This window comes from Ignatzschineria ureiclastica, assembly GCF_003121845.1.
GTDB lineage: Bacteria > Pseudomonadota > Gammaproteobacteria > Cardiobacteriales > Wohlfahrtiimonadaceae > Ignatzschineria > Ignatzschineria ureiclastica.
Window position 1 is genome coordinate 315,800 of the sequence record NZ_QEWQ01000003.1, and the last position, 26,606, is coordinate 342,405.

Below are 26,606 nucleotides of genomic sequence, written 5' to 3' on the forward strand. Positions count from 1 at the left end.
ATTTATGACATTTTCCAACGCGAAAGAGTATCTTGATCCGATTTTTTAGCCTCAACCCAATGACTCTCACCATTTTTAAGATGCTCTTTCTTCCAGAAAGGCGCTTCAGTCTTGAGGTAATCCATAATAAATTGCGCAGCTAAAAAGGCATCTAACCGATGCTTCGCTGTCACCATCAAGAGCACAATCGCCTCATCGCCCCGTAATTCCCCTACACGATGAATCACACTACAACCGGCAATTGCCCACTTTCGACTCGCTAATTCAATAATTCGTGTAATCTCTCGCTCTGTTAGCCCCGGAAAATGTTCAAGCTCCATTTTGTCTAATGCAACCGCTTGATCAAACTCCCGCACCATTCCTTGAAATAGGACTAATGCGCCGGCATCGCCTGATTGCGCAATTAATCGATTACTTTCAGCTTCTAAAGCAAACGGCTCTGTTTGGATTCGTACTTCACAATACACAATACTATCCTCCTGTTACCGGTGGTAAAAAGGCCACGCGATCCCCTGATTTTAGCTCAACTGGTGCAAAGATAATCTCATCATTGACCACGACTCGAAAGATCTTTTCCGGCGCTAAGGCGCTATTCCACACCTCATCTCGTGCTCTTAATTGTGACAAAAGCAGTTCTGTATCACCTGATTCCCAAGCGATAGCTTCTTCATTACAATGTAATTGATCTTTCAAATTGCCAAAATAGGTAATTGTTATCATCTTTTCTCCTTCACAAAGCATCTACAATCCTTATAACCTGCTCTGCGCTCTCATTTGTAGGCTCAATGGTCTTCACTGCTCATTAAGCGATTCAATTCTCAATTCATCACTCCAAGTGATGACCGACCTCAATATTGTCGTACAATCATTGTCACATACAATCAACTGCATAATCATTTCATTATGGGGATGAACATCACCCTTTTCGATGCCGTTTACCACTTTTTTGTCGTAAAACGCCACCTTCAGCACCAAACAGTAACGAAATAAGGTAAAAAGCAGCTAATACCAGAACGATCATCGGCCCTGAGGCAATATCGTAATGTACAGAAGCCACTAACCCCAGATAAGCGCCCAAAATCCCAAGCACCATAGCAATCAACAACACACGTTCCATCCGATTACTCCACAATCTTGCACAAATAGCCGGGATCATCATCATACCCACCGTCATTAATGTTCCAAGTACCTGAAATGAGGCCACAAGGTTGAGTACCACTAAAAAGAGAAATATTCCATAATAGAAGAGACCTCGTGGCGTTTTCAGGGCTAAATAGAGCGGATCAATAATATAGAGTAGTAGAGGTCGATAAATTAGCGCCAATAAAATTAAAGTCGCCACCAATACAATCCAGATAAACTGAAGTGATTCTCCATCCACCGCTAATACTGAGCCGAATAAAATATGCAATAGATCTGCTTGCGTCCCCATCTGCATAATAAGTACAACGCCGAGCGCCAATGAGAATAGGTAGAGCGCCGCAAAACTCGCATCCTCTTTAAGATTAGTATAATGAGCTATAATTGAGGCTAAGATCGCAATGCACACACCGGCAAGCACACCCCCAAGACTCATTGCATAAATGTTGAAACCAAAAAAGAGAAATGCGAGCGCAATTCCCGGCAATACACCGTGACTTAAAGCATCCCCAACTAAGCTCATACGATTTAGTAGTAAAAATACGCCGACCAAGCCTGAAGAGACAGCGATCATAATGGAAGCGGCTAAAGCCCGCTTTAAAAAGGGCAGCATCATAAAAGGATCTATCAAGAGCTCCTGCAATAGTGCCCCTATCTCAATCATTACATTCATCTAAGGCACCTCACACCAAGCATCACTCTCCCAACCAAGAGAAACAGATTCTGCTTTCAATAGATTCTGATCATTAATCACATCACAGCTGTGACCAAAGGCAATTTTCTCTCGTGCCAAAATGAGCGTATTGCTAAAATATTGTTTCGCAAGTGTCAGATCGTGCAATACGGTAATCACCGTTTTACCAAGCGCTTCCCACTTAGCAATCAATCCACAAAGCTCCTGCGTTGTTCTTGCATCCATTGCGTTAAAAGGCTCATCGAGCAGAATCAGATCCGCCTCTTCCACCACGATTCGCGCAAAGAGCGCTTTTTGAAATTGCCCCCCTGAGAGAGAATCGATACTTCGATCCCCAAAATGCTCTAATCCAACAAAAGCAAGCGCTGCTTCCACTCGATCATAAGCCTCTTTTGATAGGCGACCTAGTAACCCCATCTGATCCAACGCGCCGGCACTCACTAACTCAAATAGCGTTAAAGGCAGATCTCGGCGAATTTCTGAGATCTGCGATAGATAGCTCACTTTACAATTTACCGACTTAATAATCTCCCCTTCCGAAAAAGGCACAAGTCCCATCACCGCTTTCAGCAATGTGCTCTTCCCGGCGCCATTAGGGCCAATAATCGCGCTACTCTCCCCCTTTGGAAAGACAACTGATAGATGATGCACTACAGGGAATTTCTTATAGGTGACTGTTAAATTGGAAATTTCTAGGGCATTCATACGATCACCTTCTCTAGACAAACCCACCATATCAGTGCTTTGAGTTTGATCGCACTCTCTCTCATTGACCTACTTCCTCTTTTGATACCTATATAAATATATGTCACGCTCTGTGCCACCCTTTGCAAGTAAAGACAAGTCATAACCCGCTTATAACTTCCGTTACAGCCTCATAATCTACACTCTATTTCATCGTCTGTTTACCATCAATTGCTATAGATATCCCTATGGATATAATCTATAGATAATACATACTGCTAAACCGCAATATCATACCGCAAAACCCTCTACGATGTCTCTTTCCCCACCATTTTCTTGCCGTTTTCCCTAAAAAATCTGGGAACCTACCCTAAAATATCCTGTTGATAAGATCAAAGGGATAAGTTTCACCGATCTTCACTAGAGTGATACAATACTTTCCATTATCAACAACGATTATGCAGATGACCTATTGGTTTAAGATAATTTCATTGGTCAAATAGGCGATATAAGGCAGATAAATATGAGTACGACGAGACTTGTGACTGTGAAATTCAAGAATGCAAAACAACTTGCAGAATTTTATCTCCCATTCCTTAAACGAGGGGGATTCTACTTTGTCACGAACGAGCACGACAAAGTTAATCTTCATGAGCGCGTTCAACTCTCTATTGAATTACCCGATGGAGACTCAACGCCGATTGAGGCTGAAGGCATTGTGGCGATGATTAATATCGCTAGCGCGGAAAAACCACACCACATTACCGACTTTGAAGGATTGGCGGTGTCCATCGATAGAGCACCTGATTTTCTATTTACCCGCATTCAATCCCTTCTCAAAATGCATCAAGCAACACAACCTCAACAATCTGCCTAAATAACCGTTGACCTCACTTAATAATAGTATAAAAACAACCACTATGACGACTATGAAACCAACTTTTATCGATTCCCATTGCCACCTTGATATGCTGGATTTAACAGCTTTTGAGGGTGATATTGCCCCATTATTGGAAGCCATTCAAGCTGAGAATGTGACAGAGATGCTCTGTGTTGGCGTCAATATCGAGAAGTGGGAAGCAATGGCGAAACTTGTCGCACCCTATCCTCATATCTATCTTTCAGTAGGCGTTCATCCCGGCTATATTCCTGAGGTTGAAGCTCCCTCTGAAACCCATTTCGCACCGATGCTTGCGAATCCTAAAGTTATTGCCATCGGGGAAACCGGGCTTGATTACCATTATGGTGCAGACCATAAAGTTGCTCAGCAAGCGGCCTTTATTACACAAATTGAGATTGCGCGGAATCACCAAAAGCCACTGATTATCCACACAAGAGATGCCAGAGCAGATACGATCTCGATTCTAAAAGCCGAAAGAGCCGATGATGTCGGCGGAATCCTTCACTGTTTTACTGAAAGTTGGGAAATGGGTAAAAAAGGATTAGACTTAGGTTTTTACCTCTCATTTAGTGGCATTATTACCTTTAAAAATGCTGCCGAATTACGAGAAGTGGTTGCCAAAACCCCCTTAGATCGAATGCTTATTGAGACAGATTCCCCTTACCTAACACCCGTTCCTTATCGTGGGAAAGCCAATCATCCTGGATTAGTGCCTTATGTTGCTAAAACCATTGCAGAAGTGAAACAGATCTCTGTGGAAGAAGTAGCAAGACAAACCTCGGATAATTTCCATAAGCTCTTTGCTGATCCACTTGCTCGTTATCACGCCTCGTTGAAGAGTGAATCTTAACTAGCTGATCTTGAATAACTAATTTTATATCACTGACCCTATAAATTATTACTGTAAATCATTACTGTAAATTATCCATTGTTACCTATTATTCATCTCGCAAAGCCCTTTACGGTCATTGCTTGAATATCAAACTGTGAGAATGTTATGACACAACCCACTGCTAAAATTGCCGTTTTTGGCGACATTATGATCGATAGCTACTGGATGGGCTCTACAGAGCGTATCTCTCCTGAATCCCCTGTTCCTGTAGTCAATGTCAATCACACTGAAAATCGCCTCGGCGGTGCGGCCAACGTAGCCCTTAATATTAGTAAAATGAATGTTGATGTGACGCTCTGCGGCTTAGTGGGAATAGATAAAAATGCTGCGGATCTCATGACCTTATGTCAAGAGAATCAGATCGCAACGGACTTTATTGCCGAGGCTTCCTTTCCTACAATCGTTAAGCTTCGGGTAATTAGCCGGCAACAACATATTGTTCGCTGTGATTTTGAAGAGAAGCCACAACTCACTGAATCCCTCAAAAATCGTATTATCACCCAAGCTAAAGCTATTATTGATCAGCATGATCTGATTATCCTCTCGGATTACAACAAAGGTTTTCTCACCGATCCACAAGCGCTGATTCAATATGCCAGAAGCCAAGGAAAAATAGTGATCATCGATCCGAAAGGCAGTGATTTTAGTAAATATCGTGGTGCGTCCTTGATTACCCCAAATACTAGTGAATTTGAGGGCGTTGTCGGCAAGTGCCCGGATGAAACGACACTTTTTGCGCAAGCAGAAGCCCTGCGAGATCAACTGCAACTCGACGCCCTATTAGTAACACGCAGTGAAAAGGGAATGACGCTATTTGAAGAGAATAAAGAATCGGTCACCTTCTCAGCTAAAGCGCAAGATGTCTTCGATGTGACAGGTGCCGGTGATACAGTCATTGCCATGATCGCCACCCAACTTGCCAAAGGTACGCCATTACCGGAAGCTTGTAAAATAGCCAATGTTGCTGCGTCTATTGTCGTGGGTAAAATGGGGGCATCATATGTCACCCAAGAAGAGCTCGACTATGCCTTAGGTCAATCGGATCGCCCCCATAATCTTGTTCTATCGAAAGAAGCGCTACTTCACGAAGTCAAACGCGCCAAAATGAACAAAGAGACGATCGTTATGACGAATGGTTGCTTTGATCTTCTACATCGTGGTCATGTTAAATATCTTGAAGAAGCGAGCAAACTTGGGCATCATCTTATCGTCGCCCTAAACTCTGATGCCTCTGTGAAACGCCTTAAAGGAGAAACGCGTCCCATTATGGATGAAGTGAGCCGAGCCACCGTTCTTGCATCACTCTCTTCTGTTGCCTGGGTGACGATCTTCGATGAAGATACGCCAGAATCGCTCATTAAGGCGGTACTTCCAGATGTGCTAGTCAAAGGAAGTGACTATCAAGTGAACGAAATTGCCGGCGCTCAAGCTGTCATTGATCATGGAGGACGTGTAGAGTTAATCGATTTTATTGATGGTTACTCCACAACAAATGCGATTGAAAAAATCAAAGCAAGCTTACAAACAGAAGCCTCAAAAGCCTGATTATAACTAACTTACATCAATAGATATTAAAAAATAATACAAAAATGTAATAATTAATTTGCAAAGCCTCTGCGCAAAAGTCAAAATATATGCCATAATTATCAGCATTCAAAAGGTTAATTTTATAAATGCGAATGGATACGTAAGTATGAATCTGTAGTCTCCACTATTTCAGATGCACACAACGCACAACTGGGAAACATTCCCAACGTCAACCATAACAACGCTAAATTAATCATTACTACTTTGGCCTAACATCAATAAGGACTTATCACGATGGATGAAAATAAACGCAAAGCCCTCCAAGCTGCCCTTGGGCAGATCGATCGCCAATTTGGAAAAGGATCGGTAATGCGCTTAGGCGATCAACAAGCGGCTGCCAATATTATCCCGGTCTCTACCGGCTCTCTAGGACTCGATATCGCGCTTGGTATCGGTGGTCTACCAAGAGGCCGAATTGTTGAGATTTTTGGCCCTGAATCATCAGGTAAAACAACGCTCACACTCCATGTGATTGCAGAAGCACAAAAGGCCGGCGGTACGGCGGCATTCATCGATGCAGAACATGCACTAGATCCGACTTATGCAGCTAAACTAGGCGTTGATGTTGAGAATCTCTATATTGCTCAACCCGATAATGGTGAACAAGCCCTTGAGATTACCGATACTTTAGTTCGCTCTGGCGCAATTGACATCATCGTAGTGGATTCCGTTGCTGCACTCACGCCTAAAGCCGAGATTGAAGGTGAGATGGGTGATTCTCATATGGGCTTACAAGCTCGTTTGATGAGCCAAGCCTTACGTAAATTAACGGCCAATATTCAAAAATCCAATACACTCGTGATTTTCATCAACCAGATCCGAATGAAAATTGGTGTCATGTTTGGTAACCCTGAAACAACAACAGGCGGGAATGCGCTTAAATTCTACTCTTCTGTCCGCCTTGATATTCGTCGCACCGGCGCAGTAAAGAAAGGGGATGAAGTGATTGGTTCAGATACCCGTGTTCGCGTCGTAAAAAATAAAGTTGCACCTCCGTTCAGAGAAGCAAAATTTGAAATTATGTATGGTTCAGGTATCGACACATTAGGTGAGGTCATCGATCTCGGTGTTGAAGCTGGTATCGTCGATAAAGCGGGGGCTTGGTATAGCTACAATGATACCCGTCTTGGCCAAGGCAAAGAGAATGCGAAGCAATATTTCAGAGAGAATGAAGCGCTAGCAAAAGAAGTCGAACAAAAAGTTCGTGAACATTACATTACTACGCCAGCACCTCTCGTAGGTGAAATTGATGATGAAGAAGATGATCTCTTAAGTATGGATGAATAAATTAGCCGATTACTTAGGTGCATCCCAGTAATATATCTTTAATCACTCTTAAAATAGCGCTATCAAGGCGCTATTTTGTTATGATGCGCTTTAATATGAGCTGAATATTGTATTAAGATTTCGTTAAGATTTATCCATTATCTTATAGTAAATTTGGTTTAAGAAAACTGATTTTAAACAACACTTGCAATATGCCGGATAGAATGGCTTCCTTACTTATTACAGCTGATTCGCCGGCATTTAAATAATGCTTATTTTGAACCGACATTACTATAAAATCATTCATCTATTCACAATAATTTATCAATAAAAACTCATCAATAATACAGTAGCGACCGATAGCCTCTTTAAAAATATCTCTTTAAATTTTTAGATTATTACCCATTGATCACTCATCTCTATGCAAACAAACACTACAGAATTTCATCAAGCTTCTATAGTAGAAGTATCACAACATCAAGCTGGACAGCGTCTTGACAACTTCCTGATGGCCCAGTTTCGAGAATTACCCAAAGGTCGTATCTATCAGATGATTCGTAAGGGTGAAGTGCGTGTTAACAAAGGCCGAGCAAAGCCCACAACACGATTAGAAGCTGGTGACCTTGTCCGTCTTCCTCCTGTTAAAATGGCGAGCAAAATAGAAGTTGAGATCCCTGAATCGGCATGGCATGCACTGCAACCTACCATTATTTTTGAAAATGATGATTTTTTAATCATCGATAAACCCAGCGGACTTGCTGTTCACAAGGGCTCTCAAGTCCCTTTTGGTATTATTGAAATCCTCAAAGCTTTTGGGGGGAATGATTTTTATGAATTAGTCCAACGATTAGATCGAGCTACAAGTGGCCTACTACTGATTGCCAAAACAGGGCAAGCATTACGACAACTGCAAGAACATAAACTCGCTCGAACCTATGAATTGCTTGTCGCAGGCAATTGGGCAGATCAATTTTCGGAAAAGAGAACGATTATTACTGATCCTTTAGACACAGAAAACCGACAAAATGGCGAACGACATGTGATTGTTTCAGAATCAGGAAAACCCGCTGAAACACACTTTACCTGCCTTGATGCAACGGATAGAATTTCTCATTTACAAGCTGATCTTCAAACAGGCAGAACACATCAAATCCGGGTGCACAGTGCATATCAAGGGTTCCCATTGCTCGGCGATAATCGTTATAACCCACAGTTTAATCCCGATAAAAAAGAACATCAGCGCCTAGCACTTCATGCAGTTAGACTCTGCTTTAACCTAGATGGCAAAGCTTATGAATTTGAATCACCACTTCCTATAGAACTTCATAGGCTACTCGCAAAATCATAGGATGGCATCAAAATCTATCAATGAATCAGATAATTAACTAGACTTAAGCTATTGAACAAAATTGTAAATCATGCAGGTAGATTTTGATAAACAACGAAATTTTCAAAGATATCATGTAAAATAGAGCAAATTTAGAATGTCTGATCATTCTTAAACATAGGCGTAAAACCGCAATCACATATCGATATAAGATTCTAGATATCCATAGATTATAAGGCAAAAGGATGATGCAACAAGATCAGGAAACGGCACTATTTGAGCTACCGGTTCGAGTCTATTATGAAGATACCGATGCCGGCGGTATTGTCTATCATGCAACCTATCTACATTATATGGAACGTGCTCGCAGCGAATGGCTTATGAGTAAGGGTATTAATCTTAATACTTATGCCCAAACCGATGAAACCATGTTCGTGGTACGTAAACTCGATATCGAATATCGTCAGCCGGCAGTACTTTGTGATAAGCTCGTCGTTCGCACGCGCCTTATTCAACGAGAGAAAGTTCGCGCCCTGTTTGAACAGACAATTTTGCGAGATGACACCATTTTGACCATTGGTCATGTGGAAATCGTGACACTCAATAGTGTTACTAAACGCCCTAAACCCCTTCCTGACTTCTTTTAAACGAGGATTTTGAGATGACTTCTGATTTACAATTTTGGCACCTCATTGCCAGCGCGAGTTTTCCTGTCAAAATCATTATGTTGATTTTGGCTTTAATGTTAGTGATCACAATCTTCTTAATTTGGAAGAAATATATCTCGATCAAGCTCGCTAAGCACCGTATCAATCAATTTGAAAAACTCTTTTGGTCCGGCGTTGATATCAATCAACTTGCAGCAGATGCAGCGCGAAAAGGGAAAAGTTGTAGTGGTCTTGAAAAAGTATTCTTATCAGGATTTCAAGAATTTATTCGCCTAAAGAACTATGCGCAATATAGCCCTGATTTCATTGTTTCAAGTGTTAAAAATGCAATGTTTGCAGAGACACAACGAGAAGAGAGCATCATTCAAAGATACCTGCCTTGGCTTGCAACGATTGGTTCTGTAGCACCTTATATTGGTCTCTTAGGAACGGTAATCGGGGTGATGAACTCTTTTAGCGCTTTAGGGGCGGTCAAACAAGTTACGCTTGCTCAAGTTGCACCGGGGATTTCAGAAGCCCTTATTGCAACGGCAATTGGTCTATTAGCGGCGATTCCCGCAGTGATGGCATTCAATAAATTTAGTAATGATATCAACAGTACAATGACTCGCTATGATAGCTTTATTGATGAATTTGCCAATATTCTCGCACGCCAATATGTACAACTCGTACAAAAACCGAGCGTTCACAAGTAAACCTTGTTAATCATAGCCTGTTTATACCAAGATGAGTGAATAGAGGTCAATCAATGAGACGCCAGCGACGCGAAGCAAAACTCAATGCCAATATGAATATCGTCCCTTATGTCGATGTCATGTTTGTGCTGTTAACAATCTTTATGGTCACTGCAACCACTATCTCTGTCGGAATTGATGTCGATCCGCCACAAACAGATAGTAGTCAAGCGGTTGCCGTAGAAGGGGATCAGATGATGGTGATTTCTGTAGATAGCGAGGGGAATTTCTACTTTAATCTTGCTGATGAGCCTGATCAAGCGCTCAGCGAAGGGGAGATATTAGACCTTGCTCACCTGCTCTTTACAGAAAACCCAAATATTAAAGCGCTGGTCAAAGGGGATAAGACAGCGCCTTATGGTCGAATTATTGATGCTATGAGCTTACTGCAGCGAGTTACGCACCAAAATGTACAGCTTATGACTACCCCATTTGAAGAGTAACGCAACCCTCTCTAAAGTGGGGATCTATTATGAATCGTCAAAATCAAGATAAAATTATCAATATTGTCAGCGCCGTTCTCACCGGTTTAGTCTTTATCGGCGTAGGGTTATTCACTTACAGTAACTATGAGAAGCCAAAGCCGGCCTCTATCAATCCCGAGTTTAAAATCAGTGATGAAAATAAAGTACAGCAGAGCGAGCGCATTGATACTGAAGTCGTTGAGAATGAACTCAATCGACTCGCTGAAGAGAAGCGAGCTGAAGAAGCTCGTATTGCCGCCGAAAACGCGAGAATCGCCGCTGAACGTAAAGCGGCAGAAGAGCGTCGGATTGCAGAAGAAAAAGCTAAAGTAGAAGCCGCGAAAAGAGCGGCGGAAGAGAAACGGATAGCGGAAGAAAAGGCAAAAGCAGAGGCTGCAGAGAAAGCAAAAGCAGAAGCGGCTAAAAAAGAAGCCGAGGCAAAACGACTTGCCGAAGAAACCGCCAAAGCAGAAGCGGCCAAAAAAGCCGCAGAAGTAAAACGACTAGCCGACGAGAAAGCGAAAGCGGAAGCTGCGAAAAAAGAAGCTGAAGCAAAACGCCTTGCTAATGAGAAAGCGAAAGCAGAGGCTGCTAAAAAAGAAGCTGAAGCAAAACGACTTGCAGAAGAGAAAGCTAAAGCGGAAGCTGCAAAAAAAGAAGCTGAAGCAAAACGCCTTGCAGAAGAGAAAGCTAAAGCAGAAGCTGCGAAAAAAGCTGCTGAAGAGAAACGATTAGCAGAAGAGAAAGCTAAAGCGGAAGCGGCGCGCATTGCCGATGAAAATGCTCGTATTGCCGCCGCACTTAATAATGATTATCTTGCAAAAGTTCAATCTTACTTAGAATCTCTCTGGGTGATTCCTATTGGTAGCTATGGTCTAGAAGCAACCGTCCAATTTAGAGTGAAAGAAGATGGTACCATTGTGGGGGACCCTAAAATTGTGAAAAGTAGCGGTAATGAGAATTTTGATAATAGCGTCTTTGTTGCCGCAATGACAGCCACAAAAATTCCTATGCCTGATGATCCTATTGTGAGAAAATACCTTGCAAAAGAGGGGTTTGAATTAATTTTTAAACCAAAAAATTAAACCCCATTACAAAAGCCGATAGCATAAAGGAGTTATCATGATTAAGGTTTGGGATTTGCCTACTCGTATTTTTCATTGGACGCTAGTTTTAGCGATGATTGTCTGTGTTTATACATCTTATAATTTTTCGGACTACTATAATCTCGGCCCCATGGGTAGCTATTCAGCGATGGCGCTTCATCAATATGCCGGCGTGCTCATTTTAGCACTCTTAATATTCCGTGTGATTTGGGGAATCTTTGGTTCTACAACATCTCGTTTTAGTGACTTTATCAAAGGCCCATCTCATATCATTAATTACCTCAAAGCCTCAAAAACACCAACTGAAGGACATAATCCTTTAGGTGCCTTAATGGTAGTTGCCCTTATCCTAATGTTGCTAGTACAAGTTGTAACAGGGCTATTTCTAGAAGACAATACTTACCTCTTTTCTAATGCGCCGCTAGCAAAACATATTAGCAGCACTTTACGAGGAGATTTTCTCTCTATCCATGGTAGCGGCCGCGCTGTACTTCTTTGGCTCATTGGCCTACATGTTGCGGCAGTATTTGCTTATCTCATCATTAAAAAGCAAAACCTAATTCGCACAATGGTTACAGGTAAACGCGCGCTAAAAGAAGCGCATACACCCAATCCAAATCAGGCAGCGATTCAAAAAGATCGTTCACTAATTGGCATTATTCTGCTAATTGCTATTGTTGTGCTAACCTACTATATTCTCTTTAAGATTGTATAAATAGCAATATAGGTTCCATATGAAACAATCAAGAAGTCTATTTTTAAGCTCTATCTGGCAACGATTACTCTACGCCACGATCCTATTGATCCCATTAAGCCTACTCTGCTTATGGGCACTACAATAGAACTGTAGGCTTCAAGATAGTTCAAGTAAACAGATCTCTAGAAACAGATCTCTAGTTATAGTGAAATCGGTTCAAAATAAGCTGATTAAAATGCCGGCGCATCAGTTGTAAGAAGTGCGAAAGCTGTTCTATCCGGCATCTTGCAAGTGTTGGGGAGTCAGGTTTTATGTTTTTTTAAAACCCCATTCACTACTTAAAAAACATTTTTCTTAAACCAAATTTACTATATTATCTCTTAAATCCCTTTCGATCAGCGTCAATCTCATCGAAGGGGATTTTTTATAGCAAGATCAGTACAAAATACATCTATTCAAATGTCGGTGCATCAGTTGCAAGAAGCAAAGAAGCCATTCTAGGGGCATTTTGTAAGTGATTGTTTAATATAGCAATACCCGTTCAAAATAAGTTTATTAAAATGCCGGCGCATCGGCTAATAGAGACAAGAAAGCTGTTCTATCCGGCGTCTTGCAAGTGTTGGTCAGTCATTTAAAACCATACAAGAGCTGTTTTAAAAGCCATTTTTCTTAAACCGAATTTACTATAAGATTACCCTTCCTTCCCAAACTCAGATTTCTCTAGGGCAATAAAAAGAGCCGAGTATTTAAATACTCGGCTCTATCATTATCATATGCTTATAGTCTATTGACTATAAATCTTTAAATTGTTATCTAACAAATTATCGTATTACAAGAATTGTCTATAATTTGTCGATTGATTCAAATTAAAGTGTTGCACCACCAACAGGACGGTTACATGGGCAAAGCTCATCAGTTTGAAGCGCATCAAGGATACGTAAAACTTCAGGAACGTTACGACCAACGCTATCTGGGTTTACAGAAACGTGTTGGATTACATTGTGTGGGTCAACGATGAAAGTTGCACGTAAGCAAACACCTGAATTCTCATCACGAACACCAAGCATGTCCACTAATTCACCCGCTGGATCACCAAATGAGTAATGGTTTAATTTATCCAAATCTGGATGGTCGCGTCTCCAAGCAAGTTTACAGAATTCGTTATCTGTAGAACCGCCCATTAATACTGCATCACGATCTTCAAATTCTTTTGCAATTTTACCGAACTCAACGATTTCAGTAGGGCAAACGAATGTGAAGTCTTTTGGATAGAAGTAAATCACTTTCCACTTACCTGGGAATGATTTCTCTGTAATTGTTTCAAATGCAGATACACCATTCTCTTCAGGATTATTAAAACCTGGTTTAGCAGCAACTACTTCAAATGGTTCTAAAGTGTCACCTACTGTTTTAGGAATACGATATGTAAAGTCTGTTTCAAAAGCCATTGAAAACTCCTTATTTAAACAAAGTGATTCGGAAACTAATTGGAATGAAGATTGTTTCTTCACTCTCGACATAATCTATAATAGGGACTTTCTTTCGACAATTCAATGGATAGACTCATTGAATTATCGAAAGGCTCTTATAATTATTATTAATGATGTAAAATTTAAAATAATTATTCCCTATTAAGATCGATTCATCATAGTAGGAAGCATCCTATGATGAAGCCTTATCTGAATCCGTCGAAGCCTGATTGGTAGATTCAGATTTTCCAACTTCTACCACCGCTTTAGGTTCTGCATTTCCTTTCTTATTAGGCAATACATCATCAGACACGATCACTTTCGTCCGATTTTTCGCTTTTGAACGCGTAGGTTTTCCTGGTTTAATTGTCCGGCCACCTTTGCGCCCACGATTATTCGAAGGACGTTTGTCTTGGACTTCTTCTTTAATTTCTTCTTTAGCCTCTTCCTCTTTTGCAGCCTCTTCTTTTATCGCTTCGACTGCTTTCGGTGCATCTATGTCGTTGCTTTTCCCTTGATTCGTACTCTCTTGTGCGTTCTCAGAAATAGCGACCTCTGTGACTAAAGCCTCTTGAGCAATAGAATCCTCAGATGTTGCCTCTGCCGTCACAACCGTTTCGACTTCCTTTTCAGAGTCTCCACTAATGAGCACTTCAGCCTCTTTAGGCATCTCTACAACGTTTTGTGCTCCGTCAGATTCAACAATCGTCTCTGCAACATCGCTGGCTTCTAAAGTATCTACCGCAGCAGTGACCTCTTCTGAGTGATTTGTATCAGCAATATGTGTCGATTCCGATGAAGTCACCGTATCCTCTGCAGGAGCTGTCTCTACAGAAGCACTCTCTAGCGCAACATCTTGTAGATCATTCGTAACGATAGCCTCTGTTTTATTATCTGCCAACTCGATCACCTCTGGCGCTGAAGAAAGACTATCAGATGTCATCACCGAAGATTCTACCGGTGACGTGGATACATCCTGTTTCGTTTCAGTGACGACAGAAACAGCTTCTTGGGTAGCGGCAGAAGTTGTGCTCTCTACAACTACTGTATCCACATTTGCCGCAACGGGTGTCGTCATTGAATGCTCAGTCGTGTGGGCATCTGAACTCGCATCAATCGCATCTGTCGATTCTAAAGCTTCAGCTTCAATCACCTTTGCCGCTCTACGATTACGTCCCTTACTAATCGTCATCTTCTGTACAGAATCATTCTCTAGCGCAATCACCGCCACAGTTGCCGCAACAGTTTTCTCAGGTTTTGTAATGATATCCATAGCATCATCTGAGATGACTGAGTGCGTTGGCTCTACAGTCTCCTTTTCATTAGATACCGGCTCATTCACGATCTCTTTTGCTTCTGCTTTTGCAATACGAGGACGGCCTTGACGAATAATTCGCTCTTCAACTTTATCGCCGACAGTCACCTGAATAATCTCTTCCCCTTTCTCATTAATCACACTATCAGGATCCCGTTTTTCAGGACGATTTTGCTTATTATTCCGACGAGAACGATTTTGAGATGATGCACGATTCTCCTGTTTTGCACCTTTTTCTTGCGCATTATTCTCTGCAGAATCTCTCTTTTTCGCGTCATTATCTTTAGCCGTATTCTCTTTAGCATCGTGATCCGGCGTTACCGACTGGTTACGAGATTTACGATCCTGATCTTTCCCCTCATTTCGATCATTACGACCTTTCCCCTCATTATTTCTTGCTTGAGATTTTTGATCTTGCTGATGATTCGCTTGATCCCCATTCTCTTGCTTCGATTGACGACGAGATTGATCATTTCCTGAGCCATTTTGCTCATTACGTCTACGATCATTATTACGATCGTTGCGCTCGTTATTGCGATCATTATTTCGGTCATTCTGCCCATTACGGCGGTTGCTTTGCTGCCCTCGATTATTACTCTCACGAGCTGAGTCTTCAGCATTCACATTCTGATTAAACTCAGCGCCTAAATCCACTTCACGCTCAATCGTCTCAATAGTATTGCGGCTTGGATGATTATGGCGTTGATTACGTTGACGGTTATTGTTATTACGTGCACGATTACCATTATTTTTATTATTTCGCTGATTTTTATGATCGCGCGCTTTTTTACCGCTCTCTTTACGTTCATCTTGCTTCTCTTCATCTTTTGCAAAGAAGCCTTTAATGTAGTTTAAAATTGAAGATAAAAGACTTTGAGATTTCGTCAAAATATCTGCTTTCTTCTCTTCAACTTCAACTTTTGGCGGTGGTGCAATCGGAGAGATACCGGACACAGCAGGTTTTTCCATCACTTGCTTGCTCTGGATTACGGCTTCACTACGCATATCTTCTAAGGTGACCTCTTCCTTAATAAGATGTGCTTCACTATCTTCACCTACCACTTCATCACTGACACGATAGCGAGTAATTTTGAAATGGGGCGTATCTAAATGTGTATCCGGAATAATGATAACGCGAACATTTAAACGATCTTCAATATCCTCAACATCTGCTCGCTTCTCATTTAAGAGGTAAACAGCAACGTTAACGGGAACCTGAATAACCAGTTCAGAAGTTTTCTCTTTAAGCGATTCTTCTTCGATTAGGCGCAAAATACCCAGCGCTAATGACTTAGTATCCCGGATCGTACCTTGCCCCTCACAGCGAGGACAGACAATATGCGATGTTTCATCTAATGAAGGACGAAGACGCTGACGTGACATCTCAAGAAGACCAAAACGGGAAATCTGCCCCACTTGAATACGAGCCCGATCAGAAGCAAGCGCATCGTGTAGTGCATTCTCTACTTTCCGTTGATTCTTACTCTCAAGCATATCGATAAAGTCGATCACAACTAAACCGCCAAGATCCCGTAGTTTTAATTGTCGAGCAATCTCTTCTGCAGCCTCTAGGTTCGTATTAAGTGCAGTATCTTCAATATCAGCCCCTTTGGTCGAGCGACCTGAGTTAATATCAATTGATACTAATGCTTCTGTATGGTCAAAAACAAGCGCTCCACCGGAAGGAAGACGGACATTACGCTCATACGCCGTTTGAATTTGCGACTCTACTTGGAAGCGCGTAAAGAGTGGTACTTGATCTTCATAGAGTTTAATTTTATCGCCAATTTGTGGCATGATATTGTTGATGAAAACTTCAGCTTCTTTGAAGACTTCTTCATCATCAATTAGAATCTCACCAATATCACTACGATAATAATCCCGAAGTGCGCGAATAATAATATTACTCTCTTGGAAAATCAGAAGCGGTGCAGGCTTTTTACCGGCATCTAAAATCGCTTCCCAAAGCATAATGAGATAGTCTAAATCCCACTGCAATTCTTCCGCGGTACGCCCCATTCCTGCTGTACGAACAATGATCCCCATCTCTTCAGGAATCACAAGCGCAGCCATAGCATCGCGAATCTCCGCACGCTGTTTACCAGAAATACGACGAGAAACGCCACCCGCTTTAGGATTATTCGGCATTAAAACAAGATAGCGACCGGCAAGAGAAACATAGGTCGTTAAAGCCGCCCCTTTATTGCCCCGCTCTTCTCGTTCAACTTGAACGATTAGCTCTGTCCCCTCATCTAATTGATCTTTCACCGACAATGAATGATCGCTTGGATTTTTGTAGTACTCTCTTGCGATCTCTTTAAAAGGTAAAAAACCATGACGTTCTGAACCATAATCTACGAAGCACGCTTCAAGCGAAGGTTCGATTCTTGTAATTTTTCCTTTATAGATATTGGCTTTTTTCTGTTTTGTTGCCACATTTTCAATATCTAAATCATATAAATGTTGCCCATCCACTAGGGCTACGCGCATCTCTTCTTGTTGAGTCGCGTTAATTAGCATCCGCTTCATTTTTTCTCCAGTACGGTAGCTCACATCTCTTTTGGGGGCTACAACTGTCACCCTATAACGCTGTAAGTAGGTTATTAAATTAACCAATCTCAACGCCTCAGGGTTTACTTCTTAAATTCTAAAGACACAACTACGGCTCATCTTTCCATTAAGTATCTCGTAATGAAATTCCCCTGATCGCTTTAGATCATCAGACTAATGATAGCCATAAAAAATGATGAACCACGAATTAGGATTTGTGTGATTTATTACGTATTTAAATTGTGTCCCGAAAATAGAAGAGAATGCCTTATTGTAGACATTCATCAGTTATTAGCCTATTTGAAAAAGATCATGCTCACTACACAAATGTTTATGTAATTATTATTCTTAACGTATTCTTCTTAAAGTATTACTCTTAACAATTTTGCGCTTAACAATTTGTTTTAAAGTAACTTTATTGTGAAACTATTTTTTAACCACTTTCAAACACTCTCTAAAATGCAGATTAGCCCAAGAGACAATCGTCCAGTGGGCTAGATCTTTACATCTATAATGTTTTGCTGAAAGCTACTTAAATTATCATGCGCGATCTAGTTACCCGCTGATCGAGCACTTTGTGCCGCTGCGATAATTTGACGATTGCGTTGAATGAGCTCTTCATTTTGTGTAAAGCTAATAGACTTATTCGCCATCTGTTCGGCTGCAGCATAATTTTTCTGATGCAGACGAATTTGCGCTAAATCATACCAAATACTTGCATTTCTTGGCTCTAAACGAACAGCTCGCTCAAGCGAACTTGCTGCTTTATCTAAGCGATTTTCAGATACTGCTTTACGCGCATCTTCAAGCAATGTTTTCACTGCATTATTTCCCGCAGTCGGGGCTGGTGCTTGAGCTGTGGGCGCTGCTGCTACAGAAGCTTGCGCTACAGGTTGTGCGGGCACAGATGCTACAGTTGTGCCACCATAATTAGATTGTGGAACTGTTGCATTGGGTGCCGGCATTGGATATCCACTATTGGTACTATTCGGTGCAACGGGCCAATTAGCCGTAGGCTCTGGGAAAACAGGACCATTAGACGCTGTTGTTGCAGCGCCATTCTGTGGAGCCTGCATTCCAAGAAAGCCCATTTCATTGCTTTGAGGCGCTTGAACTGCTGGAGCATCATTTAATGCATAAGCTGTCGCCGCGCCATCAGCACCTGAAAAAGTGGGTTGTTGATAAGGTTGACCTTGTACAGGACGGACACGCGCACCTTGTGGTGCCGTTCCGGCACAAGCCGTCAAGACGAGTAAACTAATTAAAAAAATGGCATTTCTTTTCACGAAAATATCCTTAAAACTAAATTCTGTTGCATGATCAATAATGCATATAATGTTGCACTAATTTATCACAGGTTAACAGTTTAATACAGTGAGTGTTTTGCCTCTTTTAATCAAAAATAAATCCACCTGACTCTGGCGTCGGTACTGTATAACATTCCGTCGCAAACATCGGTTGATATCCTGAAATAAAAGGAAGCGTTCGAATCTTAGTATCTGGACAAGCCGTCATTGGTGGTAATAAGCCTGTCGAAAGATCTACTGCCACATCAATCACATCAGAAGGTCGTGATTGTGTAATATCTTCTAAATAGAGATTTTTCATCGCGTTTGCCCAAATAGGAAGTGCTCCGGCCGTACCGGTTAGACGATGAATCGATTTATTATCATCTCGCCCAACCCAAGTGACTGCGGTGTAATTGCCTGTAAAGCCGGCAAACCAGCTATCACGATAATCATTCGTTGTCCCTGTTTTCGCCGCCATTTTCACATTTCCAACACTATTACGGACAGATCCGGCGGTTCCTTGAGAGACGACTTCCATCATCGCTTGAGTGATCAGATAATTAGGCGCCGGCTCTACCGCTTGAATTGGATCAACCTCTACCTGTGCCAACAAATTACTATTAATATCTGTCACCTCACGAATCGCTCTAAGTGGCGTAAAATAGCCACCATTTGCAATCGTTGAATACATCTGTGCCACTTCAATCGGCGGTAGATCAACTGCACCGAGAAGTGAGGCCGGTACTGCAGGCAATGTATATTTCACAGGATTCACACCGACACGATAGAGCGTATCGACCACATTCTCAAGACCAATATCCAAACCCACACGAATGACCGGCAAGTTATATGATTTCGCTAATGCGGTAATTAAAGGCACCCAACCATGTAATCGGCGATCATAGTTATTAGGCTCCCACATTTTACCGCCGACAGGTAAACTCACCGGGGAAGCATCATCAAGTGGTGTGGCTAATGAGTAACGGCTTGGCTCCTCAAGAGCACGGAGATAAACAAAAGGTTTCACTAATGAACCAATCGGACGATTGGTATTCAATGCTCTATTGAATCCTGCTTGGCGCACATTACGATCTCCAACAATCGCAGAGATTTCCCCGGTATTATTCTTAGCAATAACAATGGCTCCTTGTAGAATATTAGAAGAGAGTCCTCTATTTTTCTCAATTTGCGTCAAGGTTTCTACCACGGATTTTTCCGCATAATCCTGTACAATCGGATCAAGTGTTGTAAAAATGCGAAGCCCCCCTGCTTTAAGCTGATCTGCACTATATTGTGCTTTGAGTTGCTTATAAACAAGTTCAATAAATGCTGGGAACTTGGTATTCGCTGGCGGTGGATTTTCTAAAATCTTAAGCGGCTCCGCTTTCACAATCGCACCATCTTCAGCACTTAATAATCCTTGATCCACTAAGACATCAATAATGAGATTCCGGCGCTTAATCGCCACTTCGGGATGTCGACGAGGATTATAGCTACTTGGGCTTGGAATAACCGCTACAAGTGTTGCAATCTCACCGATAGAGAGTTCATTCACTGGTTTCCCAAAGAAAAACTCACTCGCCAAGCCGAAACCATGAATCGCCCGATCACCATCTTGCGATAGATAGATCTCATTAATATAAGCCTCTAAAATTTCATCTTTATCAAAGCGCCAATCCAAGACAATTGCATAGAACATCTCTTGAATTTTTCGCTCTAATGTTTTTTCATTCGTCAAAAAGTAGTTTTTAACCAATTGTTGCGTCAGGGTTGATCCCCCTTGGACATTACGCCCTGCTTTGAAATTCGTCACTACTGCACGGAAGATCCCTTTCGGATTGATTCCAAAATGTTGGTAGTAAGAGCGATCTTCCATCGCAAGCAGAGTATCAATTAACATCGGCGGAATATCTTCCCGCTTTAGTAAAATACGATCTTCATTGTGAGTAGGATAAATGGAAGCAATCAATAGAGGCTCGATACGAGTTAACGAGACTTCATCACCCGTTGTACGATCGATCACTTTTGAGACGGTATTCTTATTGAAAAAGACCTCTATCGTGCGCGATTCTTCAGTCTCATCACTATAAGTAAAAGGACGAGTATGAATCGCCACCATATTTTTCGCCTCATCAAAATGAAAGGTTCCAGGTTGAGCAACTGATTTCGCGGAGCGATAGAGAATCCACTCAAGTTCTTGCAGCAGATCTTTCGATTTAAGATGCTGCCCTGCAAAAAGCTCTAAGGGGCGAGCATAAACACGTGCCGGGAGCGCCCATTGCCGATTTTCAAATTCAGGCGTGACTTCATGATCTGCCTTGATAATAAAATATGCAAAAATGGGGAGTGAAAGCAGTGCAAGAATTACAATAATCGAGATGACTAATCGCATCAGATAGGCAATTGCACGATTCACACGTTCACCAAATGTAAGATGTTTCTTTTTGTCTTTCATAAAGATAGATAAACCAACAATAGTGAGAAGATTCTATTGATAAAACGCATCCTTGAATTTTGTTCAACAAAATACTTCTAGTGGTGTAAATTAGGGGGCAAAACAGAAAATTGATCTACCGCAAGTATGGCATTATATAAGATACTATCTTTAATGAAAAATATACTTTTTCCCAGTTTATAGAGTAGTATTTTACTATATAACAGTATAATCTAGAGAAAATGGTCGCTAGGATAATGAATATTATCGTAAATAGCGTTATTATTAGCATATTCAACACCCAGTAAATTAGTCCATAGAGGTAAAATTAAGACAATGACTGATGACGGAAGTAGGAAAGGCGAATCTTGGTTGCAACGACTAGGGTTCGATAAACATAAAGACGTAACAGTAGATACACTATTACGTGATTGTGAAGAAGTACGTGCAAAGGGGCTCATTAGCGATGATTCAGCGGAAATGATCCGCGCGATTATTGCAGGCTCAAATCAAATTGTACGAGATATTATGATTCCTCGGGCCAAAATGGTCACCATCTCTATCGATGATGCGCCAGAAGTGATTATGGATCGCATTATTGCCTCAGGGCACTCACGTTTTCCCGTACTTTCAGAAAATCATGAAGAGATTATGGGGATTTTGCTCTCAAAAGATCTCCTCCCCTATGTTGGTGAATCCTCGCTTGATATTAAATCGCTGATTCGTCCTGTAGAATATGTTCCTGAAGGAAAATTTATTACTGCGCTCATCAATGATTTCCGGATGAAACGGATTCATCTCGCCTTAGTCGTTGATGAGTTTGGTTCGGTATCGGGATTAATTACCATCGAAGATCTTTTAGAGCAGATCGTTGGCGATATCGATGATGAGCATGACCGCAAAGAAGAACCTCAAGAGTTTGTCAAAATTATTGGCGAGAATCTCTATCAAGTGAATGCGTTAATCCCCCTTGAAGAATTTAACGCTTACTTTGATCGTCACTACGAAGAGGAAGATGTTGAAACGCTAGGTGGGTTAATCATGATGACCGCAGGAAGCTTACCCCCAGAAAATACGATTGTGGAACTAGATGATATGTCATTTAAGATTCTTCCCTTTAGTGGCAACTATTTAGAAGCTGTTGAACTCACCTTTAATAGTGAGCAGCTTGCGAATAGTTAATCCCTTCAGAAAGAGAGAGTGAATAATGAGATATTCATTTAAGCCTCGCTCTCTTTATAATCGACAAAAAGAGGGAAGATAGAAGGAAGAGCATTTTAATTGTGTATTTTTTTAACAAGTGAGTTTTCTTGTTTGACAAAAGAAGAGTTCTCCCTTAAGATAACAATCCTTAATTCCTCGATAGCTCAGTTGGTAGTAGCACTTGACTGTTAATCAAGGGGTCCCTGGTTCGAGCCCAGGTCGAGGAGCCAAATTAAGAGAAGCCTGAATCAATGATTCGGGCTTTTTTATTACCAGCAACAGTCTAATCATTCCATTCCTCACTAGCTTCAGCTAAAATAACGCTTCATATCAATGATTCATCTATCATCAACAGATCCATCAATGATAAAAAATAGCGCTAAACAATAATAAGATCGAAGACTAATTGAAGGGAATCATCTAATGAAAACTTCTTTGCTAAAATGGCTTATGCTTGGAAGCCTCTTAATCAGTGGATTAGTTGCAAAAGCGGAACATGAGATCAAAATCTTACGCCAAACACCCTCTGAGCTTGATCGTATGATTAGCAGCCATCTCTGTTATAGTTATGAATTACTGCATCCTTACCATCGATGCCAAGAACATTATGCGGAACAAGGGGAGCTCTCGACCAAAGAATTAGCTGATTTTGACTTTATCATTACCTCTGAACAATATTTCAATGGCTCATTAGCACGACAATTTCAACTCTTAATTCCTCTCTACCAACAAGCTTTTATTGCCGTCACACGAGAATCCTCTCAAGACAAGCTCTTTTCAAATCAACTCAATTACGGCGTATTAAATCAACCGCTCCAAAAAATTGTGCTCAAAGATGTCCTAAAAGCCCTCAATTTATCCCCTAAAAAACTCGCAATTACACCTTTAGAGCAAAATGCACTCATTGACCAATTTTGCAGTTTCGATATCAATGTGGCTTTTATTACTAGTATTCAACCGAGTCAAATTGTTCGACAACTTAATACCCTTTGTGACGGCATTCCAATTTCAATCGCCAATAATCTCCCTAAGAACTTTTTTCAGCGTCACCGTTATCTCTATCAAACCACCATTCCCAAATCTTACTATTGGCGCATTCCCGATGATATTGAAACACTCAGCGTCCGCTATCTACTCGCCATCAACCAAAATTCCATTGATGAGAGCGAATTAACAGAGATATTACGCAACTTCATCCAAGAACTCGATTACACACGAGGATTAGCAATCTCTGAACGTTCAATTATCGAAAATGCAGAGAATTTACAATCAACGCTCCACCCGCTAGGCGAAGCATTACTATTACAGCTAACGGAAAAGTATCAAAAATTGACCGATACTACTACCAGCACGCCTGTTGATTCAAATACACTTTCCAATACTCTTTCCGAGACACCTTAATATCGCTACTACGCCAAAAATTGCAATACATTCTCCGTTAAGACTGACAAGAAATTCGGTGCTGCCACATCGTAAGTATTGAGATCCGTCTCCCGACGAAGCCAGGTTCGTTGGCGCTTAGCATATTGTCGTGTCGCAATAATTGCAAGCTCAACCGCTTCTTCTAATGAGGTTTCACCCTCCAAGTAATTCCAAATCTGCCGATAACCCACCGCGCGCATTGAGGGATAATCTAAATCAAGCTCAGGGTACATTTGACGTAAGCGCTCAACCTCTGCCACCAAACCTTGTTCGATCATCGCTTCATAGCGTAAGGCAATTTGTTGATTTCGTTTTTTCTCATCATGATTCGCTAGTGCAAGCTTGATAAAAGGATAAGGCATACCCGCCTGTTTCGGTAAACTCCAAAAATAAGTTAATGGCTTTCCTGTTTCATAATAGACACTTAATGCTCGCACAACGCGCTGAGAATCATTAGGATTTAATCTAGCACCACTTTCAGGATCGACTTCTGATAATATTTGATGCAATGCCGGTGAGCCTTTTGAGGCGAGCGCTTCTGCGAGATCATCTAAAATCGCTTGTGAAACAGCAGGAATAGGCGAAATCCCCTCTAAAAGTGACTGAAAATAGAGAAATGTGCCACCCACTAACAACGGGATCTTCCCAGCATTAAAGCTCTCTTCAATCGCCACTAAGGCATCTCGACGAAAATCAGCCGTCGAATAACGCTCTGTTGGATCACAAATATCCACCAATTGATGAGGATATTGACCGAGCGTTTGTGCATCTGGCTTAGCGGTGCCGATATCCATTCCTCGATAAATCATGGCCGAATCTACAGAGATAATCTGAATAGGTAATTGATCAGATAGGCGCATTGCCACCTCCGTTTTACCGGTTGCCGTTGGCCCCATCAAACAAATAACTCTCTTATGCATCTAAAATCCCTTATGATATGATTCACGCTTAAATACCCTATAACAGAGGAATAGTATACCGTAATGAGTCGATATTGGACGAATCTTGCCGATCTTTATAAAGAAGGGTTGCTCACAGAAACCGCTGAGCTTACAGAGGTTGCAAAAGCATTTCAAATCAAGATCAGCCCCACAATACAAAAGCAACTCGAAAAAGTCACAGCGAACGAGAGAGAGGCTTTAATTCGGCAATTTATTCCCTCTCCCTTAGAAGCAAATATTCTTCCCACAGAACTCGATGATCCCATCGGAGATCGACGTTTTACACCCACTCCCGGCGTTGTCCATCGCTATAAAGATCGTGCGTTACTGAAGATTACCCAACTCTGTGAAGTCTATTGCCGATTCTGCTTCCGTAAAGAGATGATAGGTCAAAAAGGCGCAACCCTTTCAGAGTCAGAACTAAAAGCTGCCATAGCCTATTTTCAAGCGCATACCGAACTATGGGAAGTGATCTTAACCGGAGGTGATCCACTTATTCTCTCCGCTCGACGCTTGCAGATAGCCCTTGAAGCTCTATGCACTATTCCTCACATTCGAAATATCCGGATTCATAGCCGAATTCCGATTATCTCACCGGAAAAAATCACTCCTGAACTACTCACGCTACTAGAGAATTGTATTGATCAAGGTAAAGCCATTACCCTTGTAATTCATGCCAATCACGCTTCTGAGTTCTCCAATGAGGCAACAATAATCCTCAAAAAATTACGGAAAGCCGGCGTATTACTACTCTCACAATCTGTTTTACTAAAGAGCATTAATGATTCAATTCCGGCATTAACAGCCCTTATGCGCACCTTTATTATCAATGGTATTAAACCCTATTATCTCCATCAAATGGATTTAGCGCGCGGGACAAGTCACTTTGTAGTGGAGGAAGCACGCGCAATCGAATTAGTAGAAACATTACGACAAGAGATCTCCGGCATCTGTATTCCCCGTCTTATTGTGGAAATCCCCGAAGGTGAAGGCAAACGCGCACTTGCTTAATCTTCCGTCATTAAGCAAGTCTACTTTAAATTTCTAACAGAATCTGCCGTGCAGTTTGTGGTAAGTTATTCCAAGGCCAAAGCAACTTAAATTTACTCCCACCATATTGTCGCCATAACATCGCCGAGCGAATCCCGGAAAGCAAAATCGCTCGAATCTCATTCGCAATGTAGGCTTGACTTAAAATATTCTGCTCGCCTCTCACCATAATTTTAGGTGACAGTTTACTTAATGTTTGACTATAAAGGTCTGCAATGCCAGCGATCATATTCTCATGACCAATCTCAAAATGCTGCAATCTTCCTGAGAGAGACTCTAACCCCGCCCCCAATAGATTGAGCATCGCGCTATCTTTACTTAAGTTTTTTTCTAAGGCGATTAGGGAGTAGAAATAGATTTTCGCTTGTGCTGAAGTATTTTGTAATCCATTTGCGAAAGCTTGTAAACCAGGTTGAATATTGGCAATCCCATCATAGACATCATCAATATTTTCTGGATGTAATACAAAAATACTATGCAACAATGGATTTCGTACCTCATTTTGAATCGACCCTGTAGTTGCTAAACGATCCACCAAAATAGCAGCTTGCATAACCGCCGACAATGCAATGACCTGATTCCGATTCATCTCCCTCTCCTCTCACGCTACTCAATCTTTAATACTCAACATTCATACCCTAATGAATATTAGCAGATATTCGATAAAAGCTCGACATCAAAGCTTGATATTGAACCTTGTTAAATCCTGTAGAATTCGATCATTTCAAATAGAAAAAGCGCCAAGAAAATGATCTTTGGCGCTTCATTGCTCG

General features: G+C 41.4%; 23 protein-coding genes and 1 tRNA gene. 14 read left to right on the top strand and 10 right to left on the bottom strand.

Annotation, left to right across the window (positions count from 1 at the left end):
• Window positions 1-2: 2 nt before the first annotated feature.
• The 4 genes from DC083_RS05325 to DC083_RS05340 form a co-directional block, all read right to left on the bottom strand.
• Window positions 3-467 carry a molybdenum cofactor biosynthesis protein MoaE gene (locus DC083_RS05325; RefSeq protein WP_109189203.1) on the bottom strand — a complete coding sequence of 155 codons (465 nt, stop codon included), beginning with the start codon at window positions 465-467 and terminating at the stop codon, window positions 3-5.
• A 4-nt stretch (window positions 468-471) separates the two neighbouring features.
• The gene (locus tag DC083_RS05330; RefSeq protein ID WP_109189289.1) at window positions 472-720 is read right to left on the bottom strand and encodes a MoaD/ThiS family protein; all 249 of its coding nucleotides are present in this window, start codon (window positions 718-720) and stop codon (window positions 472-474) included.
• 196 nt (window positions 721-916) lie between these two features.
• The gene (locus DC083_RS05335; RefSeq protein ID WP_229822498.1) at window positions 917-1,813 is read right to left on the bottom strand and encodes a metal ABC transporter permease; all 897 of its coding nucleotides are present in this window, start codon (window positions 1,811-1,813) and stop codon (window positions 917-919) included.
• On the bottom strand, window positions 1,814-2,539 hold the full coding sequence (locus tag DC083_RS05340; protein WP_109189204.1) for a metal ABC transporter ATP-binding protein: 726 nt from the start codon (window positions 2,537-2,539) through the stop codon (window positions 1,814-1,816).
• Window positions 2,540-3,041: 502 nt separating this feature from the next.
• Between DC083_RS05340 and DC083_RS05345 the strand changes: the two genes are divergently transcribed.
• From DC083_RS05345 to DC083_RS05390, 10 genes are all read left to right on the top strand, one after another.
• Complete coding sequence (locus DC083_RS05345) at window positions 3,042-3,395, top strand: PilZ domain-containing protein (protein ID WP_109189205.1); 354 nt, start codon at window positions 3,042-3,044, stop codon at window positions 3,393-3,395.
• Between the two features lie 43 nt (window positions 3,396-3,438).
• Entirely contained in the window at window positions 3,439-4,269 is an 831-nt protein-coding gene (locus tag DC083_RS05350) for a TatD family hydrolase (RefSeq protein ID WP_229822511.1), read from the top strand.
• 147 nt (window positions 4,270-4,416) lie between these two features.
• Window positions 4,417-5,856: a bifunctional D-glycero-beta-D-manno-heptose-7-phosphate kinase/D-glycero-beta-D-manno-heptose 1-phosphate adenylyltransferase HldE gene (gene hldE, locus DC083_RS05355; RefSeq protein ID WP_109189207.1), complete on the top strand. Its 1,440-nt coding sequence runs from the start codon at window positions 4,417-4,419 to the stop codon at window positions 5,854-5,856.
• Window positions 5,857-6,132: 276 nt separating this feature from the next.
• Entirely contained in the window at window positions 6,133-7,185 is a 1,053-nt protein-coding gene (gene recA / locus DC083_RS05360; RefSeq protein WP_109189208.1) for a recombinase RecA, read from the top strand.
• A 400-nt stretch (window positions 7,186-7,585) separates the two neighbouring features.
• Window positions 7,586-8,512, top strand: coding sequence for an RluA family pseudouridine synthase (locus DC083_RS05365; protein ID WP_109189209.1), 927 nt, complete (start codon window positions 7,586-7,588; stop codon window positions 8,510-8,512).
• Window positions 8,513-8,736: 224 nt separating this feature from the next.
• Entirely contained in the window at window positions 8,737-9,138 is a 402-nt protein-coding gene (gene ybgC, locus DC083_RS05370; protein ID WP_229822513.1) for a tol-pal system-associated acyl-CoA thioesterase, read from the top strand.
• A gap of 14 nt (window positions 9,139-9,152) precedes the next feature.
• Entirely contained in the window at window positions 9,153-9,854 is a 702-nt protein-coding gene (gene tolQ / locus DC083_RS05375; protein WP_109189211.1) for a protein TolQ, read from the top strand.
• Window positions 9,855-9,907: 53 nt separating this feature from the next.
• Entirely contained in the window at window positions 9,908-10,336 is a 429-nt protein-coding gene (locus DC083_RS05380; RefSeq protein WP_109189212.1) for a biopolymer transporter ExbD, read from the top strand.
• Between the two features lie 29 nt (window positions 10,337-10,365).
• Window positions 10,366-11,442 carry a cell envelope integrity protein TolA gene (gene tolA, locus DC083_RS05385; protein WP_109189213.1) on the top strand — a complete coding sequence of 359 codons (1,077 nt, stop codon included), beginning with the start codon at window positions 10,366-10,368 and terminating at the stop codon, window positions 11,440-11,442.
• A gap of 37 nt (window positions 11,443-11,479) precedes the next feature.
• Window positions 11,480-12,178, top strand: a complete 699-nt coding sequence (locus tag DC083_RS05390; RefSeq protein WP_109189214.1) for a cytochrome b/b6 domain-containing protein — start codon at window positions 11,480-11,482, stop codon at window positions 12,176-12,178.
• 848 nt (window positions 12,179-13,026) lie between these two features.
• On the opposite strand, the gene DC083_RS05395 is transcribed toward DC083_RS05390, so the two are convergent.
• The 4 genes from DC083_RS05395 to mrcB all read right to left on the bottom strand — a co-directional run bounded on the left by DC083_RS05395 (window position 13,027) and on the right by mrcB (window position 21,238).
• Complete coding sequence (locus tag DC083_RS05395) at window positions 13,027-13,608, bottom strand: peroxiredoxin (protein WP_109189215.1); 582 nt, start codon at window positions 13,606-13,608, stop codon at window positions 13,027-13,029.
• Window positions 13,609-13,822: 214 nt separating this feature from the next.
• On the bottom strand, window positions 13,823-17,473 hold the full coding sequence (locus DC083_RS05400) for an Rne/Rng family ribonuclease (RefSeq protein WP_109189216.1): 3,651 nt from the start codon (window positions 17,471-17,473) through the stop codon (window positions 13,823-13,825).
• A 572-nt stretch (window positions 17,474-18,045) separates the two neighbouring features.
• Complete coding sequence (locus tag DC083_RS05405) at window positions 18,046-18,780, bottom strand: tetratricopeptide repeat protein (RefSeq protein WP_109189217.1); 735 nt, start codon at window positions 18,778-18,780, stop codon at window positions 18,046-18,048.
• Window positions 18,781-18,886: 106 nt separating this feature from the next.
• A complete protein-coding gene (gene mrcB, locus DC083_RS05410) occupies window positions 18,887-21,238 on the bottom strand; it encodes a penicillin-binding protein 1B (RefSeq protein WP_109189218.1) in 2,352 nt (783 codons plus the stop codon).
• A 315-nt stretch (window positions 21,239-21,553) separates the two neighbouring features.
• Here mrcB and DC083_RS05415 point away from each other — a divergent pair, with 315 nt between their 5' ends.
• The 3 genes from DC083_RS05415 (at window position 21,554) to DC083_RS05425 (ending at window position 23,821) form a co-directional block, all read left to right on the top strand.
• Window positions 21,554-22,399, top strand: a complete 846-nt coding sequence (locus tag DC083_RS05415; protein WP_109189219.1) for a transporter associated domain-containing protein — start codon at window positions 21,554-21,556, stop codon at window positions 22,397-22,399.
• Window positions 22,400-22,573: 174 nt separating this feature from the next.
• Window positions 22,574-22,650 (top strand) — tRNA-Asn (locus DC083_RS05420).
• A gap of 193 nt (window positions 22,651-22,843) precedes the next feature.
• Complete coding sequence (locus tag DC083_RS05425; protein WP_109189220.1) at window positions 22,844-23,821, top strand: TAXI family TRAP transporter solute-binding subunit; 978 nt, start codon at window positions 22,844-22,846, stop codon at window positions 23,819-23,821.
• Between the two features lie 8 nt (window positions 23,822-23,829).
• Here DC083_RS05425 and miaA read toward each other — a convergent pair whose 3' ends face one another.
• Window positions 23,830-24,762: a tRNA (adenosine(37)-N6)-dimethylallyltransferase MiaA gene (miaA, locus tag DC083_RS05430; RefSeq protein WP_109189221.1), complete on the bottom strand. Its 933-nt coding sequence runs from the start codon at window positions 24,760-24,762 to the stop codon at window positions 23,830-23,832.
• Between the two features lie 63 nt (window positions 24,763-24,825).
• Here miaA and DC083_RS05435 point away from each other — a divergent pair, with 63 nt between their 5' ends.
• Window positions 24,826-25,794 (top strand): KamA family radical SAM protein, encoded by a 969-nt coding sequence (locus DC083_RS05435; protein ID WP_109189222.1) that lies wholly within the window; start codon window positions 24,826-24,828, stop codon window positions 25,792-25,794.
• A gap of 25 nt (window positions 25,795-25,819) precedes the next feature.
• On the opposite strand, the gene hflD is transcribed toward DC083_RS05435, so the two are convergent.
• Complete coding sequence (gene hflD / locus DC083_RS05440; RefSeq protein WP_109189223.1) at window positions 25,820-26,422, bottom strand: high frequency lysogenization protein HflD; 603 nt, start codon at window positions 26,420-26,422, stop codon at window positions 25,820-25,822.
• Between the last annotated feature and the right edge of the window lie 184 nt (window positions 26,423-26,606).

What these genes read in the sequence shown, in the direction of transcription:
- DC083_RS05340 (WP_109189204.1), bottom strand. Translation starts at nt 2,539, where the DNA reads ATGAATGCCCTAGAAATTTCCAATTTAACAGTCACCTATAAGAAATTC.
- DC083_RS05335 (WP_229822498.1), bottom strand. Translation starts at nt 1,813, where the DNA reads ATGAATGTAATGATTGAGATAGGGGCACTATTGCAGGAGCTCTTGATA.
- ybgC (WP_229822513.1), top strand. Translation starts at nt 8,737, where the DNA reads ATGATGCAACAAGATCAGGAAACGGCACTATTTGAGCTACCGGTTCGA.
- tolA (WP_109189213.1), top strand. Translation starts at nt 10,366, where the DNA reads ATGAATCGTCAAAATCAAGATAAAATTATCAATATTGTCAGCGCCGTT.
- DC083_RS05330 (WP_109189289.1), bottom strand. Translation starts at nt 720, where the DNA reads ATGATAACAATTACCTATTTTGGCAATTTGAAAGATCAATTACATTGT.
- hldE (WP_109189207.1), top strand. Translation starts at nt 4,417, where the DNA reads ATGACACAACCCACTGCTAAAATTGCCGTTTTTGGCGACATTATGATC.
- DC083_RS05395 (WP_109189215.1), bottom strand. Translation starts at nt 13,608, where the DNA reads ATGGCTTTTGAAACAGACTTTACATATCGTATTCCTAAAACAGTAGGT.
- DC083_RS05350 (WP_229822511.1), top strand. Translation starts at nt 3,439, where the DNA reads ATGACGACTATGAAACCAACTTTTATCGATTCCCATTGCCACCTTGAT.
- recA (WP_109189208.1), top strand. Translation starts at nt 6,133, where the DNA reads ATGGATGAAAATAAACGCAAAGCCCTCCAAGCTGCCCTTGGGCAGATC.
- DC083_RS05400 (WP_109189216.1), bottom strand. Translation starts at nt 17,473, where the DNA reads ATGAAGCGGATGCTAATTAACGCGACTCAACAAGAAGAGATGCGCGTA.
- miaA (WP_109189221.1), bottom strand. Translation starts at nt 24,762, where the DNA reads ATGCATAAGAGAGTTATTTGTTTGATGGGGCCAACGGCAACCGGTAAA.
- DC083_RS05365 (WP_109189209.1), top strand. Translation starts at nt 7,586, where the DNA reads ATGCAAACAAACACTACAGAATTTCATCAAGCTTCTATAGTAGAAGTA.
- DC083_RS05425 (WP_109189220.1), top strand. Translation starts at nt 22,844, where the DNA reads ATGAAAACTTCTTTGCTAAAATGGCTTATGCTTGGAAGCCTCTTAATC.
- tolQ (WP_109189211.1), top strand. Translation starts at nt 9,153, where the DNA reads ATGACTTCTGATTTACAATTTTGGCACCTCATTGCCAGCGCGAGTTTT.
- DC083_RS05415 (WP_109189219.1), top strand. Translation starts at nt 21,554, where the DNA reads ATGACTGATGACGGAAGTAGGAAAGGCGAATCTTGGTTGCAACGACTA.
- DC083_RS05390 (WP_109189214.1), top strand. Translation starts at nt 11,480, where the DNA reads ATGATTAAGGTTTGGGATTTGCCTACTCGTATTTTTCATTGGACGCTA.
- DC083_RS05435 (WP_109189222.1), top strand. Translation starts at nt 24,826, where the DNA reads ATGAGTCGATATTGGACGAATCTTGCCGATCTTTATAAAGAAGGGTTG.
- DC083_RS05380 (WP_109189212.1), top strand. Translation starts at nt 9,908, where the DNA reads ATGAGACGCCAGCGACGCGAAGCAAAACTCAATGCCAATATGAATATC.
- hflD (WP_109189223.1), bottom strand. Translation starts at nt 26,422, where the DNA reads ATGAATCGGAATCAGGTCATTGCATTGTCGGCGGTTATGCAAGCTGCT.
- DC083_RS05345 (WP_109189205.1), top strand. Translation starts at nt 3,042, where the DNA reads ATGAGTACGACGAGACTTGTGACTGTGAAATTCAAGAATGCAAAACAA.
- mrcB (WP_109189218.1), bottom strand. Translation starts at nt 21,238, where the DNA reads ATGAAAGACAAAAAGAAACATCTTACATTTGGTGAACGTGTGAATCGT.